15 protein-coding genes are annotated in these 14,451 nt (G+C 53.4%); 4 read left to right on the plus strand and 11 right to left on the minus strand.

Going from position 1 to position 14,451, the window contains the following annotated elements; translation table 11 throughout:
* Positions 1-12: 12 nt before the first annotated feature.
* The 4 genes from gluQRS to ACR0CW_RS07635 all read right to left on the minus strand — a co-directional run bounded on the left by gluQRS (position 13) and on the right by ACR0CW_RS07635 (position 3,936).
* Positions 13-909 carry a tRNA glutamyl-Q(34) synthetase GluQRS gene (gene gluQRS, locus ACR0CW_RS07620; protein WP_480787334.1) on the minus strand — a complete coding sequence of 299 codons (897 nt, stop codon included), beginning with the start codon at positions 907-909 and terminating at the stop codon, positions 13-15.
* On the minus strand, positions 906-1,520 hold the full coding sequence (locus tag ACR0CW_RS07625; protein ID WP_480787335.1) for a class I SAM-dependent DNA methyltransferase: 615 nt from the start codon (positions 1,518-1,520) through the stop codon (positions 906-908). Before ACR0CW_RS07625 ends, gluQRS begins: the two co-directional genes overlap by 4 nt.
* Before the next feature lie 37 nt (positions 1,521-1,557).
* Positions 1,558-2,898, minus strand: a complete 1,341-nt coding sequence (gene trmFO, locus ACR0CW_RS07630; RefSeq protein ID WP_480787336.1) for a methylenetetrahydrofolate--tRNA-(uracil(54)-C(5))-methyltransferase (FADH(2)-oxidizing) TrmFO — start codon at positions 2,896-2,898, stop codon at positions 1,558-1,560.
* 234 nt (positions 2,899-3,132) lie between these two features.
* A complete protein-coding gene (locus ACR0CW_RS07635; protein WP_480787337.1) occupies positions 3,133-3,936 on the minus strand; it encodes an enoyl-CoA hydratase in 804 nt (267 codons plus the stop codon).
* A 58-nt stretch (positions 3,937-3,994) separates the two neighbouring features.
* Between ACR0CW_RS07635 and ACR0CW_RS07640 the strand changes: the two genes are divergently transcribed.
* Positions 3,995-4,438 (plus strand): PaaI family thioesterase, encoded by a 444-nt coding sequence (locus ACR0CW_RS07640; RefSeq protein WP_170330444.1) that lies wholly within the window; start codon positions 3,995-3,997, stop codon positions 4,436-4,438.
* Positions 4,439-4,497: 59 nt separating this feature from the next.
* Here ACR0CW_RS07640 and ACR0CW_RS07645 read toward each other — a convergent pair whose 3' ends face one another.
* Complete coding sequence (locus tag ACR0CW_RS07645) at positions 4,498-4,725, minus strand: DUF1127 domain-containing protein (protein WP_480787338.1); 228 nt, start codon at positions 4,723-4,725, stop codon at positions 4,498-4,500.
* A gap of 98 nt (positions 4,726-4,823) precedes the next feature.
* Between ACR0CW_RS07645 and ACR0CW_RS07650 the strand changes: the two genes are divergently transcribed.
* The 3 genes from ACR0CW_RS07650 (at position 4,824) to rpsI (ending at position 7,342) form a co-directional block, all read left to right on the plus strand.
* Positions 4,824-6,227: an aminotransferase-like domain-containing protein gene (locus ACR0CW_RS07650; RefSeq protein ID WP_480787339.1), complete on the plus strand. Its 1,404-nt coding sequence runs from the start codon at positions 4,824-4,826 to the stop codon at positions 6,225-6,227.
* 164 nt (positions 6,228-6,391) lie between these two features.
* Positions 6,392-6,850 carry a 50S ribosomal protein L13 gene (rplM, locus tag ACR0CW_RS07655; protein ID WP_039536983.1) on the plus strand — a complete coding sequence of 153 codons (459 nt, stop codon included), beginning with the start codon at positions 6,392-6,394 and terminating at the stop codon, positions 6,848-6,850.
* Between the two features lie 6 nt (positions 6,851-6,856).
* Entirely contained in the window at positions 6,857-7,342 is a 486-nt protein-coding gene (rpsI, locus tag ACR0CW_RS07660; RefSeq protein ID WP_039535473.1) for a 30S ribosomal protein S9, read from the plus strand.
* 83 nt (positions 7,343-7,425) lie between these two features.
* Here rpsI and ACR0CW_RS07665 read toward each other — a convergent pair whose 3' ends face one another.
* From ACR0CW_RS07665 to ACR0CW_RS07690, 6 genes are all read right to left on the minus strand, one after another.
* Positions 7,426-8,511, minus strand: coding sequence for an SGNH/GDSL hydrolase family protein (locus ACR0CW_RS07665; protein WP_480787340.1), 1,086 nt, complete (start codon positions 8,509-8,511; stop codon positions 7,426-7,428).
* A 228-nt stretch (positions 8,512-8,739) separates the two neighbouring features.
* Positions 8,740-9,900 (minus strand): ABC transporter substrate-binding protein, encoded by a 1,161-nt coding sequence (locus tag ACR0CW_RS07670; RefSeq protein ID WP_480787341.1) that lies wholly within the window; start codon positions 9,898-9,900, stop codon positions 8,740-8,742.
* 29 nt (positions 9,901-9,929) lie between these two features.
* A complete protein-coding gene (locus tag ACR0CW_RS07675; protein ID WP_480787342.1) occupies positions 9,930-11,816 on the minus strand; it encodes an AMP-dependent synthetase/ligase in 1,887 nt (628 codons plus the stop codon).
* A 5-nt stretch (positions 11,817-11,821) separates the two neighbouring features.
* A complete protein-coding gene (locus ACR0CW_RS07680; protein WP_480787343.1) occupies positions 11,822-12,595 on the minus strand; it encodes an ABC transporter ATP-binding protein in 774 nt (257 codons plus the stop codon).
* Positions 12,592-13,356 (minus strand): ABC transporter ATP-binding protein, encoded by a 765-nt coding sequence (locus ACR0CW_RS07685; RefSeq protein ID WP_480787344.1) that lies wholly within the window; start codon positions 13,354-13,356, stop codon positions 12,592-12,594. Before ACR0CW_RS07685 ends, ACR0CW_RS07680 begins: the two co-directional genes overlap by 4 nt.
* Positions 13,353-14,450, minus strand: coding sequence for a branched-chain amino acid ABC transporter permease (locus ACR0CW_RS07690; protein ID WP_480787345.1), 1,098 nt, complete (start codon positions 14,448-14,450; stop codon positions 13,353-13,355). Before ACR0CW_RS07690 ends, ACR0CW_RS07685 begins: the two co-directional genes overlap by 4 nt.
* Between the last annotated feature and the right edge of the window lies 1 nt (position 14,451).

Genomic DNA, 14,451 nt, shown 5'->3' on the forward strand with positions numbered 1-14,451 from the left:
ACGTCGCCCAAATTACACTAGGGCGGCGTCTAGTCCGACCAAACGTCGGATGTCCTGTGGCGTCGCGCCTTCCTGACGATACTTCGAAATGGCACGCGCATCGTCGCGTTTCGCAAGTCGTTTGCCTGCATCATCACGGATCAGGTTATGATGATAGTATTCTGGTGTAGGCAGGCCCAGAAGGGTTTGTAACAACACATGAATCCGGGTCGCCTCGAACAGATCCTGCCCGCGAATAACCCGCGTGATACCTTGCTCAGCATCATCCAAAACGACTGAAAGATGGTAGGACGTTCCCATCCCACGCCGCGAAAGAACCACATCACCGATGGTCTTTTCCAACTCGTCGGGAGTGAATTCGATCAATCCGGTTTCGCCACTCGGGCCTAGGCCAAGTTCGGTGAACGTCGCGCGGGATCGGAACAAGTTCGCTGCCTGGCGCGTTGCCTCAGCCATGTTGAGCCTTAAGGGAACCTCTTTTGGCCGTTCGGGCAGATCAGTGGTCGCCCAGTCTTGTCGGCAAGTTCCCGGATAGATGATCCCGTCAGGTCCATGAAGCGGGGCACCTTCTTGCGGTGCGCTTGCGGCGGCTGCAATGTCTTTCCGATTACATGTACAGGGGTAGAGCAGACCTTGTTCCCAAAGCTGATCAAGGGCCCTTTCATATACATCCAATCGCTCTGACTGACGCATAACCGGTTCAGGCCAAATGAGACCTAACCAATTGAGGTCATCATAAATCTGTTCTTTCCAGTGCGTGCGCGAGCGAGACTGGTCAATATCTTCTATCCGCAGCAAAAATTCGCCACCCTGAGCGGTTGCGATATCGTGGGCCAATATTGCCGAATAGGCATGTCCCAGATGCAGTGGCCCGGTTGGTGATGGCGCAAAGCGAGTGATAAAGGTCAAGTCTTCTCAACAACATATACGTCAGACTTAAGGTCAAGCCCGGGTAGGTGGGGGCCATATTCCCGAAACAACAGCCGGGCGGAACCCATATCCAGCCAGTCGTTCAGGCGACCAGAGTAAGCGCGATCAGCAAGGGCATGATCGTTGAAAGAAAAAGCCAAAAGGCCGCCTTTGGGCAATGCATTCATCAACAGATCGAATGTCTCTGGCGGTGCGGCTCCGACCCCAATCACTCCGATTGCGGTTATCGCCTTGTATGCATCCTGCTCAAGCGGGTCAGGATCCGTGATCTCAAAAGTGGAAAGGTTTCGATAGACACCCTTGGCCGCAGCACCTTTAAGCATTTGAGACGTAGGATCGACACCGTCGATGATCTGGAAACCTGCAGCGTTCAGCGCAACACCCGAAAGCCCGGTTCCACAGCCATAATCTAGGATTGGCGTCTGCGCCTCAGGCATTTTTAACCATAATGCTTCGGCGACGCGGCCCGGCGTGGCATAGCCATGTTCGCCAACCTCGTCGTCGTAGGAACCTGCCCATTTCTGATAGTGTTCGCAGGTTTCCTGAGGCGTGTTCAGGTTATAGGTGTCTTTCAGAAACTTCTCGCTCATACAGCTATGTTAGGCGTTTGCCGCTGGCCTCGTCCAGTCAGCAATGCGCCAGCCAGTCGGTCCATGCGGCTTTGGCGCGATCTGTATATGCCTTATAGCGATCCTTGCGGCCGCGACGCCCACCTTTCAGGCCATCAACAGGTTGGAACAGTCCGAAGTTCACGTTCATAGGCTGAAAGGTCTTCGCTTCGGCCCCACCGGTTATGTGATGGATCAAAGCGCCCATTGCGCTGTCCTGCGGAACCGAAGGCAGGGTGCGCCCCAGTATCTCCGCTGCAGCCATCCGGCCAGCCAAAAGCCCCATCGCAGCACTTTCCACATATCCCTCAACACCAGTAATCTGACCGGCAAAGCGAATGTTTGGCTTGGATTTCAGACGCATTTCTGAGTCCAGCAAGGTCGGTGAGTTGATGAACGTATTGCGGTGGATACCACCTAACCGGGCAAAGCTTGCGTTTTCCAGCCCCGGAATCATGCGGAACACTTCGGTCTGCGCCCCGTATTTCATCTTGGTCTGGAAGCCGACAATATTGAACAAGGTGCCCAGGGCATTATCGCGCCGCAATTGAACAACCGCATACGGTTTGACATCGGGCAGATGCGGATTGGTCAGACCTACAGGCTTCATCGGGCCGTGCCGAAGGGTTTCCCTGCCTCGCTCTGCCATGACTTCGATTGGCAGGCAGCCATCAAAGTAACCAGCAGTTTCGCCTTCATGAAACTCGGTTTTGTCTGCCGCAAGCAATGCATCTATGAACGCTTCGTACTGATCACGGTCCATGGGGCAATTCAGATAAGCCGTTCGCTCTTCTTCGGTTTCACCCTTGTCGTACCGCGATTGCATCCACGCCTGGCTCATGTCGATGCTCTCGGCATACACAATGGGTGCAATCGCATCGAAGAATGCCAGTGACTCGGCGCCGGTTTCGGTGCGGATGGCCTCGCCCAAAGAGGGGGAGGTCAGCGGACCGGTGGCAAAAATCCAGTGACCTTCACCGGGAAGCGCATCGACTTCCTCATTCGTGACGCTGACCCGGGGGTGATCATGCAATTTGGCTGTCACTGTCTCAGCAAATGGATCGCGGTCAACCGCCAATGCGCCGCCAGCAGGCAGACGATGCGCATCTGCGGTAGTCATGATCAGACCATTGGCTGCACGCATCTCCCAATGCAGCAGCCCGACAGCGTTTTGCTCGTCATCATCTGAACGGAAGGAGTTCGAGCACACCATCTCGGCCAAGTTTCCTGTTTGGTGTGCGAATGTTTCAACCTTAGGCCGCATTTCATGGATGACGACATCCACGCCCATTTCTGCGGCTTGCCAAGCAGCCTCGGACCCGGCCATGCCGCCGCCCACGATATGCAATTTCTGTGTCATAAGCTGCCACATAGGGCAGAGTGCAGGCATGCGCAATGATGCAGTGCAAGAACCATATTTGTCATGAAATCTTGGGGTCGCCGCTGCGGGGATGTCTGTGCCGGTGAGAGAGACCAGCCTGGAGGGACCTTCCGCCCACGGCGACCCAAAAGTGTTTCAGAGCCTCAGCCCTGTCTCAGCATTGCCACAGTGTCGCCCTTTTGAAAAGTGCAAAAATGCGAACACTTGATAAAATTATGTATCATCTTTTCGCAATTGAGACCAATTTGGTGATCGTTTCTCAATAAATGCAGAAATTCCTTCTTCGGTATCCCGATGCAGCATATTCTCGGCCATTACGTCTCCGGTATAGGCATAAGCCTGGTCTATTGGCATCTGAAGTTGCTGATAAAACGCTTGTTTTCCGACCTTGACGGCCGACCCTAATTTCGTCGCGAGCTGTTCTGCCAACGAGACCGTTTCATGTTCCAGCAGCATTTCGGGCACGACGCGATTGATCAGGCCCAATTCGGCTGCACGCTTGGCTGAGATAAAATCGCCTGTCGTCAGCATCTCAAATGCTTGTTTACGTGGAATGTTGCGGCTCAGCGCGACCATTGGCGTTGAGCAAAACAATCCGATGTTTACGCCATTTACGCCAAATCGCGTACCTTCGGCAGCCACCGCCAGATCACAGGTCGCAACCAATTGGCATCCAGCGGCTGTGGCGATGCCATGAACCTGAGCAATCACAGGCTGGGGCAGGGACTGTATGGACATCATCATTTTTGCGCAGCGGCTGAAAAGGTCCTGAAAATAAGCAAGCCCACCGTCTTCACTCTGGCGTCCCGCAGTCATTTGCTTGAGATCATGACCGGCACAAAAGGCCTTGCCCTCACCCGAAAGGATTACTGCTCGGATCGATGGGTCGTCCCGCAATGTGTCGAATTCGCTTTGAAGTGCTGCAAGCATTTCGTCACTCAGGGCATTCAGGCGCTCCGGAGTGTTCATTTTTAGCTGAGCGACCGCGCCTGTGTCGTTACGTTCCAGAATTGCCATCTTGCCCTCCCGCTGGCTGTCGGGCCAACTCTAGGTCGGCAAATCGATGAGGGAAAGCATGTCGTTGGCAATGAACAAACAGGAATTGTCGGAATATCTTGCGCAGGTTTTTCCGCAAGTGCGCGAAGACTTTGTCGTCGAAGAGTTAACCGATGACACGATTACAATTCGGCTAGTGGTGCAAGAACGCCATTTGCGTCCCGGTGGCACCGTATCTGGTCCTTCGACATTTTCACTGGCTGATGTAAGCGTCTATGCCATGGTTCTTGCCCGAATGGGTCGTCAGTCGCTGGCCGTAACGACCAATAGCTCTTTGGATTTCCTGAGAAAACCTGACGGGGGCGTTGATATGATCGCGAAATGTAGATTGCTGAAGCTCGGCCGAACTCTGGCTGTGGGGGACGTGCTGATGTATTCGGATGGGTCAGACAAGCCAGTCGCAAGGGCGACCATGACCTACTCACTTCCACCTGCGGGATCAGCGGCAGCAGCGTTCGGATAAAAATGGCCGGGGACAAGCCCCGGCCCAGGAAGAGGTCCCGAAATGGGACTGGGGATTAATCAAGCTAGCCAAAAGTAACGGCGCTTCTCGCGATCGGCCTGATAACGTGTCAGTCCGACGTCACGCAGCAGCCTGTCGTCCAGTTGGCCAAGGTTTACGCGGCTGCGGCGCCGGCGTTCCCATTGTGTGACAGTCGCCGCAAACCGCACGGCCAGTGCGGCGATAATCGGCAGCCGGGGACTGTCGTTCAGCAGCATGAGGGCGGGGTTGTGCATTGCGCGTGTCATGTCATAGTCCTTTCAAATTGTATTGACACAAAGTATAAATGCTCGGTACATATGATTGATACATTCGGAATTGTGTCGAAATCAAAGGAAGAATTGTAATGGATACAATTTGGCCCGAGGCGTTACCCAAAGCAAAGGGCCCAAAGTACACTTTGGTTGCAGATACCATACGAAAAGCTATCGAAAACAAAACACTGGAGGTAGGGGTTAAGCTACCTCCGGTGCGGGAACTTGCGTATCGACTGAAGATAACTCCCGGGACAGTCGCGCGGGCCTATACGATTCTGACAGACGAGGGTTTGCTACAAGCCGAGGTCGGGCGTGGTACATTTGTGGCGCCACCAAAATCCCCGATCCTGGATGATGTGTGGTCGCGCCAATTGCATCTGCGCGATGACAAGTATGATGCGAATGTAAGCTTGTTCAGCCCTCGATTGCCTGATGCAGGGCAGGTGTCACTGATCCGAGAGTGCATGGCAAAGGTTTCGCAGGGCGATCCGCGCATGTTCATGAACTACCCAACGCGAGATGCCTATCAGCCCGTTCGTCAGGTCGTAGCCGACTGGCTGTCTGATTTGCCTTTGGGGGTGGTGACCGCTGATGACATTGTTCTGACACATGGGGGACAAAGCGGTATCTGCGTCGTTTTCCAAACAGTCCTGAAGGGGCCGAAACCCATCGTACTGGTCGAAGACCTGTCTTACGCAGGATTCCGGCGCGCAGGGGAGTTAATGAGGGCAGAGGTCGTCGGCGTCAGAATGGACAAGTGGGGCATCAGTGCCGAGGCGCTGGATCATGTGCTTCGCCAGACCCCCGCTCAAGCAATCTGTGTCTCACCTGAAGTGCAGAATCCCACTGGCGGTCACACTCCGCTGGAACGTCGGAAAGAAGTGATCGAAGTTGCGCGGCGCCATGACGTACAGATCATTGAAGACGACTGTTATCGTATGGGTGATGCGCGGGCTCCAAGTTATCGGGCGCTTGCTCCGGAAAGGGGTTGGCATGTCTCGTCGATCTCGAAAACACTCACGCCTGCTTTACGTGTTGGGTTCGCGATTGCGCCAAAAGAGCGAAGCGGCGACCTGCGTCGCTCAGCGGAATATGGCTATTTCGGACTGGCACAGCCATTAGCCGAATTGACCCGGCTGTTACTCAGTGATCCTCGGGCTAGGCAGCTAGCTCAGGATGTCCGTACAAAAATGGGCGAGTATGTACGAGTCACAGTTAATGCTTTGGGCGGGTTTGATCTGAACTGGGATTCCGAAATACCCTTCGTCTGGCTGAACTTACCATCCGGCTGGAGGTCAGCAGCATTTAGCCGGGCAGCAGAGAGAGAGGGCATTCAACTTAGATCAGCGGATGAGTTTGCTTTGCGTGACGGTCGTGCCCCAAATGCCGTGCGCATCGCAATGAATGGTCACGTCACTCTAGATCAGTTTGAAGATGCAATGCTTCGTTTGCGTGCCCTGTTGGATAATCCACCTGAGCAAATCAGCGTTTGAATATGGGGTAAAATAATACCTAATTTGTAAGTCATTGTTTATGCTTAATAATATCAATATTGATGCGCTTGACGTGCGCAGCGGCACACACTAAATACGCCCCATCGAATTCGGACCGGTCTGCATTCAGGCCGGTCTTTCACATCAAACAGGACTATCCTGCCATGAAAACCTTTTCTGCAACACCTGCAGACATCGACAAGAAATGGATCCTGATCGACGCCGAGGGCGTTGTTCTGGGCCGTCTTGCGTCGATCGTCGCCATGCGCCTGCGTGGCAAGCACAAAGCGTCGTTCACCCCGAACATGGATATGGGCGACAATGTCATCGTGATCAACGCTGACAAAATCCAGATGACCGGCAAGAAGCGCGAAGAGAACTTCTACTGGCACACTGGCCACCCGGGCGGCATCAAGTCGCGCACCAAGCAGCAGATCCTCGAGGGTGCACACCCCGAGCGCGTCGTGACCCAAGCGGTCAAGCGCATGCTGCCGGGCAACCGTCTGGCGCGTCAGCAAATGACCAACCTGCGCGTTTACGCCGGTGCCGAGCACCCGCACGAAGCCCAGGCCCCCGAAGTTCTGGACGTTAAGTCCATGAACAAGAAAAACACCCGGAGCTAATGACCGATGGCTGATCAGATCAATACTCTCGAAGAGCTGAGCGCCGTCGCAGGCGTTGAAACCGTGGCCGAAGAAGTCATCGTGCGTGAGCCCGTACGTGACGAATTGGGTCGTTCGTACGCCACCGGCAAGCGTAAAGACGCTGTTGCCCGCGTTTGGATCAAGCCGGGTTCCGGCAAGGTCACCGTAAACGGCAAAGACCAGGACAAGTACTTCGCTCGTCCCGTTCTGCAGCTGATCCTGCGCCAACCGTTCCAGGTTGCTGGTGTTGAAGGCGAATTCGACGTTGTTGCAACCGTTAAAGGCGGTGGCCTGACCGGTCAGGCCGGTGCGGTCAAGCACGGCATCTCAAAAGCTCTGCAGCTGTACGATCCGTCGCTGCGTGGCGCACTGAAAGCCGCTGGCTTCCTGACACGCGACAGCCGTGTTGTTGAACGTAAGAAATACGGTAAGCGCAAAGCGCGTCGTTCGTTCCAGTTCTCGAAGCGTTAATTCGCTCCGAAACAAATTTACATTGGCGGTCGCGCAATGGCGCGGCCGCTTTTTTTGTTGAATGTTTCGGAAAGTGCTCGCCTTTAGTTCGAGTAGTTCGAAACCAATGGCTCCAGAGCATCATAGGCTATATCGGCGATGACGCGATTGCCTTCTGCATTTAGATGCCCATCAAATCTGTAATAGAGTTCAGCCTTGTTCTCCGCATAGTTTTGCGCAAGCACAGGCAGGGTAGCAATCCAATCGATCTCATTCTCCGATGAAAATTCTTCGAACATCTGATCGGGCAGATCTGGATTTACATCTGGAACAACTTCACCACTTGCCTTTTGCAAGACCTGAAACAATTGCGGCACAGACAGCACAACGAAATCAGCACCGTGTTGCGAGGTGAATTGTTTCGCTCTCATTAGTATATCTTTTGTTGTTTCCGCTTTTGTCTCCATTTTCTCCGAAGGTGGATTCTCAAAGAATGCCTTTCTCGGAGTCATAAGATAGAGACGGCGATAGGCGGCGTCGGTCCCCATCATCATCCGCTTCAATAAAGTGACGGACTGGAAAGAAGACTTCTTACTACCGCCGGTCTGGACGACTGCACGGGCATCACCACGCGCCTGATCCTGACCATCGACATTCTGAATAGGTCGATTAGCAAACAAGTCATTTGGCAGGAATGTGAGTAGGACGATATCTGGTTGATAGGTCTCAAACAGGCGCTCCAGATACAGAACCTGTTGAGATGTATCGAATCCCGGCACGCCGGCATTGATCACTTCGACGTCCAAGCCTTCCTGTTTGAAACGGTTTGCAAGCAGCTCTGGCCATATGTCGTCGAAGTGATTTGCCGCCCCAAAAACAAAGGAGTCCCCGACCAAAAGTACTTTGGTTGCAGGGGTTTCTGAGCTCGGCCGACTGTCTAAAGACGCATTTCTGAATCCACGTTCGTCCACGATGTATTCAACGCTGAATTCAGGGGCGGTAACTGCGGCATGGGTGTTTGGCCGGTTCAGGTGACCTGTAACGGGGTCTTTGATGCCCAGAGTTTCACCTACCAGATAGGTGGTTCTGACCGTTTGTGGAAAGAACTGGCGGACAATCACCTCAATAAGAGCGAATAGAACCGCGGAAAAAATTAGCACCAAAACGGTGTTCTTCAAAAACTTAACCATTTGAACTCGCAACCTGGAAAAAACAACAGGACTTTGACTTTATCATATCTACGGACACACTTGGTATCACTTGCCCGAGTTCATCGGGTGAAGCGTGAACTGAATGCTCCTGTAGAGATTCTTGGGGCGTGAGCGACGCCTCGTCAAGTGCGTAGGATGCTTGCCCACCGAATAAAACCGCGGAGGAGGATGAGCGCCCTGCAGGATAAACAGGGCACCCAGAAAAGCTCACTCTTCGTAAACCATCTTCCAAGCACCGTTATCCACGACGCTTACATAGACTGAATCGGCACCCTGATGGTCGTCTGGACCGAACGTCATGTAATTGCCAACCAGATCATCCTGATAGTCCAATGTCTCCATTGCGGCGATAAAGCTCTCTTGCGTCAGATCCGGTCCTGCTGCCTCAAGGGCTTTGACCATCATTTCAGCGGCCGCATATCCGAGCATCGAGAAACCAACAGGATCTTCTCCGGTCGCCGCTTTGTATTCTTCGATGAACGCTGCCGGGGCGGGTTCATCTGCACGCGCCCAGAGATCCTGCCACGAGGCGGCAGCATAGAAGCCGTCCGTGACACCCCCGGGGACTTGCGCCACAACTGTCAGGAAGCTGGCGGAAGTTCCGAGGAACTTCATGTCTTCCAGTCCCATCTTCTTGGCGGTTCCGACGACTGTGATCGCCTGACGAACACCAAGGGCTATCGTGACGATATTGCAGCCTTCCTCTTTTAGCTTACTGAGAGAGCCGACAAAATCAGTCTCGTCCGGTTTGTGCGTCGTCTCTGCTGCAAAGGTAATTCCGGCCTCTTCGGCACCTGCATGACTACCTTCCAGAATCTCTTTTCCAAAATCTGTCGGCAGATACATTGTACATACATTTTGGCCGCCGAATTCGGCAGCGAGATACTTCACCCCGACACGGGCCTGGTCGTAGTAGCTGGAGAACGACGTAAACTTGTTGTCCATCGGTTCCTGCAGCATCTGACGCGCTGCGGAAAGGGGGGCGACATTGGGAATACCCTTTGGATCCAACAGCTTGAAGCCGGCCACGTTCATCGGAGTTCCAAGCGATTGCAGCATGGCGAAAACCTTGTCGCGATTCAGAAGCTTGTTATAGCCCTGCATCGCGCGCGGCATCTGATAACCATTGTCTTCGACCACATAGCGGATCGTACGACCGTGTACGCCGCCATTGGCATTAACCCGATCGAAAACGACATTCGCGCCCTTGATCGCCGGAACACCGACCGCCGCGAAAATGCCACTCAGATCATTGACAGAACCGATGACGATTTCATCGTCGGTGACGCCTTGGCTTTCTGCCATTGCTAGCCCTGCTGTTGCGGTCAAAGCGGTCGCAGTCGCCAGTATTTTGAAGACGTTCTTCATGTTATTCCTCCCTTTGGGTCATCCCTTATCTAGTTGTACATCTCCTCGATGAGATGTCCGTGCTTCTTTTCAACGAAGCTGCGTTTCAGTTTCATGGTCGCGGTTAGTTCGTCATCTTCTGCCGTCAGCAATACATCGATCAGACGGAAGTCCTTGATCTGCTCGACCCGGGCGAACTCTTTGTTCACGGCCTTAACTTCTTGCTCTACAAGGTTTTTGATCTCCTGCGCGGCACACAAAGAAGCAAAGTTGGAGAAGGGGACCTTTCGGTCCTGAGCAAATTTTTCGACGTTTTCCTGATCGATCATAATCAATGCGGTAAGGTACTTACGACGATCACCTATGATGACTGCATCTGAGATGTAGTGACTGAATTTCAGTCGGCTTTCGATTTCGGCAGGCGTGATGTTCTTACCACCAGCTGTGATGATGATGTCTTTTAGTCGTCCGGTAATTGTGACGAACCCATCGTGGTCGACGTGCCCCATATCTCCGGTTCGCAACCATCCATCTGCGGTAAATGTATCCGCTGTCTTGGCGTTGTTGCGCCAATAGCCCTGAAACACATTCAGGCCTTTGACCTGGATTTCACCCTCGTCAGAAATACGCAGGTCGTTGCCAACCACAGGTCGGCCAATTGTGCCGATCTTATTGTTTTTGGTGGTGTTAATCGTTGCGATCCCAGCGGTTTCCGTCATCCCGAAACCTTCGATCAATGGCACACCAATCGCCCAGTACCATTTCAGCAATTCAGGTGAGATCGGAGCTGCGCCAGTCCCGCCGCGGCGGAGTTTATCCATTCCCAGCATTCGTCTGAGGTTGCGTAGAACTAACCGATCCCAGAGCCAGAATTGGGCTGAAACGGTGGCGGGAACGGGTTTGTTTTCCAGAATGTATTCCGCACGTTTCATACCAGCCCTGAGCGCCATTCCAAACGCTGCACGACCTGCCGGAGTGGCTTCTTGCGCCAGGATCAATACCTGTGAATAGATCTTTTCCCAGACCCTCGGCACAGCGGTGAATGTTGAAGGGGAAACCTCTTGCAGATTGGTAAAGACCGTCTCAGGGCTTTCTGCGAAATTCACTGTGCATCTGGCAGCGAGCGGAAAGTAGATTGAGACATCACGCTCAAGGATATGACACAGCGGAAGAAAGCAAAGCTGCTCATCAGAGGCGTATGTTGCCAGGCAATGTGCGCCCGCTTCGATTGCGGCCATGATGTTCTCATTGCTCAGCATCGCGCCTTTGGGCTTGCCAGTTGTACCTGATGTGTAAATCAGCAGCGCAGTATCCTGTGGCGACGCCAGCGCTATTTCAGCTTCAAATAGCCCGGGCTGTTCGGCTTCTGCCTGCTGGCCAAGAGCATAGAGATCGTCGATCATCATGCAGCGGGGATGATCAAGGTCATGCAGACCTTCATCTTCGAGAATGATCACCTTGATAAGGTCAGGGACCTCGTTTTCAATCTCAAGAAACTTGTCCAGTTGCTCTTCGTCTTCAACGATCAGAAACCGGCTGTCGCTGTCATTGATCAGATACTGAAGCTGATTGGCTGAATCAGTCGTGTAGACACCCGATGCGATCCCGCCGACGCATTGAATGCCCATATCAAACCAGGCCCATTCCTTGCGATCTTCGGAAAGGATCGAGACGACTTCCCCGCGCTGCAATCCCATTTTCCGTAACGCAAGCCCGATCCACTTGGCATGATGCCAATAGTCGGCCCACGAGTAGGATTTCCAAATCCCGAAGTCTTTCTCACGGTGGGCGGTGCGATCACCAAGTTCTGCGCAGCGTTTTTGAAACAGACCACTGATCGTTGTGCAGCCGTCAACGTGCAGCGGTCGTTGACCCGGCGTGGTATTGAATTCAACACCATTGATGACGGTTTGGGCGGGCAGGGCTGCCATGTTCATTGTGCTCACCTCCACGTCTTTTTTCGCTTCCAGCGGCGGTTTTCTCTCGAGCCTTCTTCTTGAACACCGAGATAAAAGTTCTGGATGTCTTCGGATCGCATCAAGATATCCGCAGCCCCATCCATGACGATGCGACCGACTTCCATCACATAACCATGATGAGCCAGTGCCAGCGCTGCATTTGCATTCTGTTCAACAAGCATCATCGTCATGTTTTGCTCATGATTCAGGCGACTGAGAATGCCGAATATTTCCTGCACTAGCAGGGGAGACAAACCAAGCGATGGTTCGTCCAGCAACATGATCCGCGGGTTTGCCATCAGGCCGCGACCAATGGCCAGCATCTGTTGCTGTCCGCCTGACAGCGTACCGGCCTCTTGATGGCGGCGTTCTTTGAGGATGGGGAAATAGCTGAAGACCAAATCCCGATCGTGTTCGATCTGACCTTTGTCTGATGAGGTGTATGCACCAAGGCTCAGGTTCTCGTCCACGGTCAGCAGTGGAAAGACCTCGCGACCTTCTGGAACATGTACGATGCCTTTCTGAACTACTTTGTGCGGTTCCGATCCCTGAATGTCCTCACCATCAAAGTTGATGGTACCTTTTTCAGGGTCCATTACGCCGGACACCGTTTTCATCAGCGTTGTCTTGCCAGCACCATTTGCTCCAAGGATCGACACGATTTGCCCATCATGCACGTCCAGCGAAACTCCACGTATGGCCATGATGGGGCCATAGAAGCTTTCGATATTGCGGATTTTCAGAATGGGCTCGCTCATGATGCTTTACCCAGATAAGCTTCTACAACGGCCGGATGGGATTGAACTTCGGCAGGCGTTCCCAGAGCCAACTTGGCACCGTCGGCCATGGCAAGAACCCGGTCTGAAACCCCTGAAACCAACCCCATGTCATGCTCGACCATCAGGACGGTGATCCCCATCTGTCGCCGGATATCGTCGATCCACCAACGCATATCCGTGGTTTCTTCGACCGAAAGACCCGATGCAGGTTCATCAAGCAACAAAAGCTTGGGTTCGGTAGCCAGCGCACGTGCGACTTCCACAACCTTGCGGACCCCGTAGGGCAGGCCTGAGATCATCTTGTCCCGGAAGGCCTGTAGGTCGAGAAAGTCGATGATTTCCTCAACCTTTTCTCTGTTCTCTATCTCCTGCCGACGAACCGATGGTGCAAACAGAATTTCAGAGATGAGGTTGGTCTTGCGATGGCGATGACGTCCGACCAGAAGGTTCTGTAAAACCGTGGCGTGTTCGAACAACTCGATATTCTGGAACGTACGCGCAACTCCATAGGCCGCAACGCCCGAGGGTTTGACCGCCAGTAGATCGTGCCCATCATATCTGATGGATCCAGCAAAAGGATCATAGAACCGCGAGATCAGGTTGAAGACAGTAGATTTGCCCGCACCGTTCGGCCCGACGATGGCGAACACCTCGCCTTCTTCAACCTCAAAAGACAGATCGTTTACTGCCGTCAGGCCACCGAATTTCAGAGAGACGTTTTCAAACTCCAGCAGACTCATCTCAGACGCTCCGTCTTCAGATACGACTTCTGCCGTCGGAACATGTCTTTGCGATAGAACGGGAACAGTTCAAACCAAGTACGGATCTTGAGCCAACGGCCGTAGATACCCATTGGTTCGAACAGGATAAAGCCGATCAGGATCATGCCGAATATGCCAAACTCCAACCCCGGAATGGCGACTGTGCCGCCACCAACAATGGCACCCACATATTCTTTGGAGATTGAAAGAAACTGCGGCAGGAACCCAATCACGATCGCTCCAAGGAAAGCACCGTGGATCGAACCCAATCCGCCGATCACAATCATCATTAGTAGCTGGATCGAGATGACGACGCTGAACGTCTCGTTGTTGAATGCGCCGGCGTATAGACCCATCAAAGCGCCAGCCCAACCTGTGACTGCGCAGGACAATGCGAATGAGATCATCTTGGTCCGCGCAATGTCCACGCCCATTGCCTGAGCAGACACTTCGGAATCGCGGACGGCGATGAAGCTGCGCCCTAGCGGTGCCCTCAGCAGATTGATGTACCCAAGAGTGACAAGAACAGTGATCGACAGAACCAGCCAGAAGAACTGATCCGGGGTCGCCCAGCGATCAACCAGATGACCGAATATCTCAACGCCACCAAGATACTTACCAGCAACTCCACCTGTAATGGGCTCAGCCAAAACAATTACGTCATCCATGAGAATGGATAGGGCAAGCGTAAAGATAGCAAGGTAAATACCGTGCAAGCGCAGGGCAGGGATGGCGACTGTGACACCGGCTATTCCGGTCAATACACCCGCCAAAGGGAAGGCGATAAGAAACGGAACTCCTGCCTCGATCAGGATGACATTCGCGTAGCAACCAAAGGCCAGAAAGGCAGCGTGCCCAAGACTGACTTGTCCGGTATGTCCGGTCAGAACCATAAGACCCAGCCCGGCAATCGCCCAGATCAGTACGTTGGTCAGTTCACCCAGATAGAACTCGTCCAGCCACCAAGGAGCGGCCGCAACCGCAGCCAACAGGAGCAGGTAGAGGCTCAGCTGATACCCGTCCTTCCAGGGACGGATATCCTGCATGTAATTGGTCTTGAATACTATGCGCATG

Source organism: Ruegeria sp. CH6 (assembly GCF_056537005.1).

Bases quoted from the DNA above. Each gene is read 5' to 3' on its own strand.
- ACR0CW_RS07680 (WP_480787343.1), bottom strand. From the start codon at position 12,595: ATGAGCGAGCCCATTCTGAAAATCCGCAATATCGAAAGCTTCTATGGC.
- trmFO (WP_480787336.1), bottom strand. From the start codon at position 2,898: ATGACACAGAAATTGCATATCGTGGGCGGCGGCATGGCCGGGTCCGAG.
- rpsI (WP_039535473.1), top strand. From the start codon at position 6,857: ATGGCTGATCAGATCAATACTCTCGAAGAGCTGAGCGCCGTCGCAGGC.
- ACR0CW_RS07645 (WP_480787338.1), bottom strand. From the start codon at position 4,725: ATGACACGCGCAATGCACAACCCCGCCCTCATGCTGCTGAACGACAGT.
- ACR0CW_RS07635 (WP_480787337.1), bottom strand. From the start codon at position 3,936: ATGGCAATTCTGGAACGTAACGACACAGGCGCGGTCGCTCAGCTAAAA.
- ACR0CW_RS07685 (WP_480787344.1), bottom strand. From the start codon at position 13,356: ATGAGTCTGCTGGAGTTTGAAAACGTCTCTCTGAAATTCGGTGGCCTG.
- ACR0CW_RS07670 (WP_480787341.1), bottom strand. From the start codon at position 9,900: ATGAAGAACGTCTTCAAAATACTGGCGACTGCGACCGCTTTGACCGCA.
- ACR0CW_RS07650 (WP_480787339.1), top strand. From the start codon at position 4,824: ATGGATACAATTTGGCCCGAGGCGTTACCCAAAGCAAAGGGCCCAAAG.
- ACR0CW_RS07625 (WP_480787335.1), bottom strand. From the start codon at position 1,520: ATGAGCGAGAAGTTTCTGAAAGACACCTATAACCTGAACACGCCTCAG.
- ACR0CW_RS07640 (WP_170330444.1), top strand. From the start codon at position 3,995: ATGTCGTTGGCAATGAACAAACAGGAATTGTCGGAATATCTTGCGCAG.
- ACR0CW_RS07675 (WP_480787342.1), bottom strand. From the start codon at position 11,816: ATGAACATGGCAGCCCTGCCCGCCCAAACCGTCATCAATGGTGTTGAA.
- ACR0CW_RS07690 (WP_480787345.1), bottom strand. From the start codon at position 14,450: ATGCGCATAGTATTCAAGACCAATTACATGCAGGATATCCGTCCCTGG.
- rplM (WP_039536983.1), top strand. From the start codon at position 6,392: ATGAAAACCTTTTCTGCAACACCTGCAGACATCGACAAGAAATGGATC.
- ACR0CW_RS07665 (WP_480787340.1), bottom strand. From the start codon at position 8,511: ATGGTTAAGTTTTTGAAGAACACCGTTTTGGTGCTAATTTTTTCCGCG.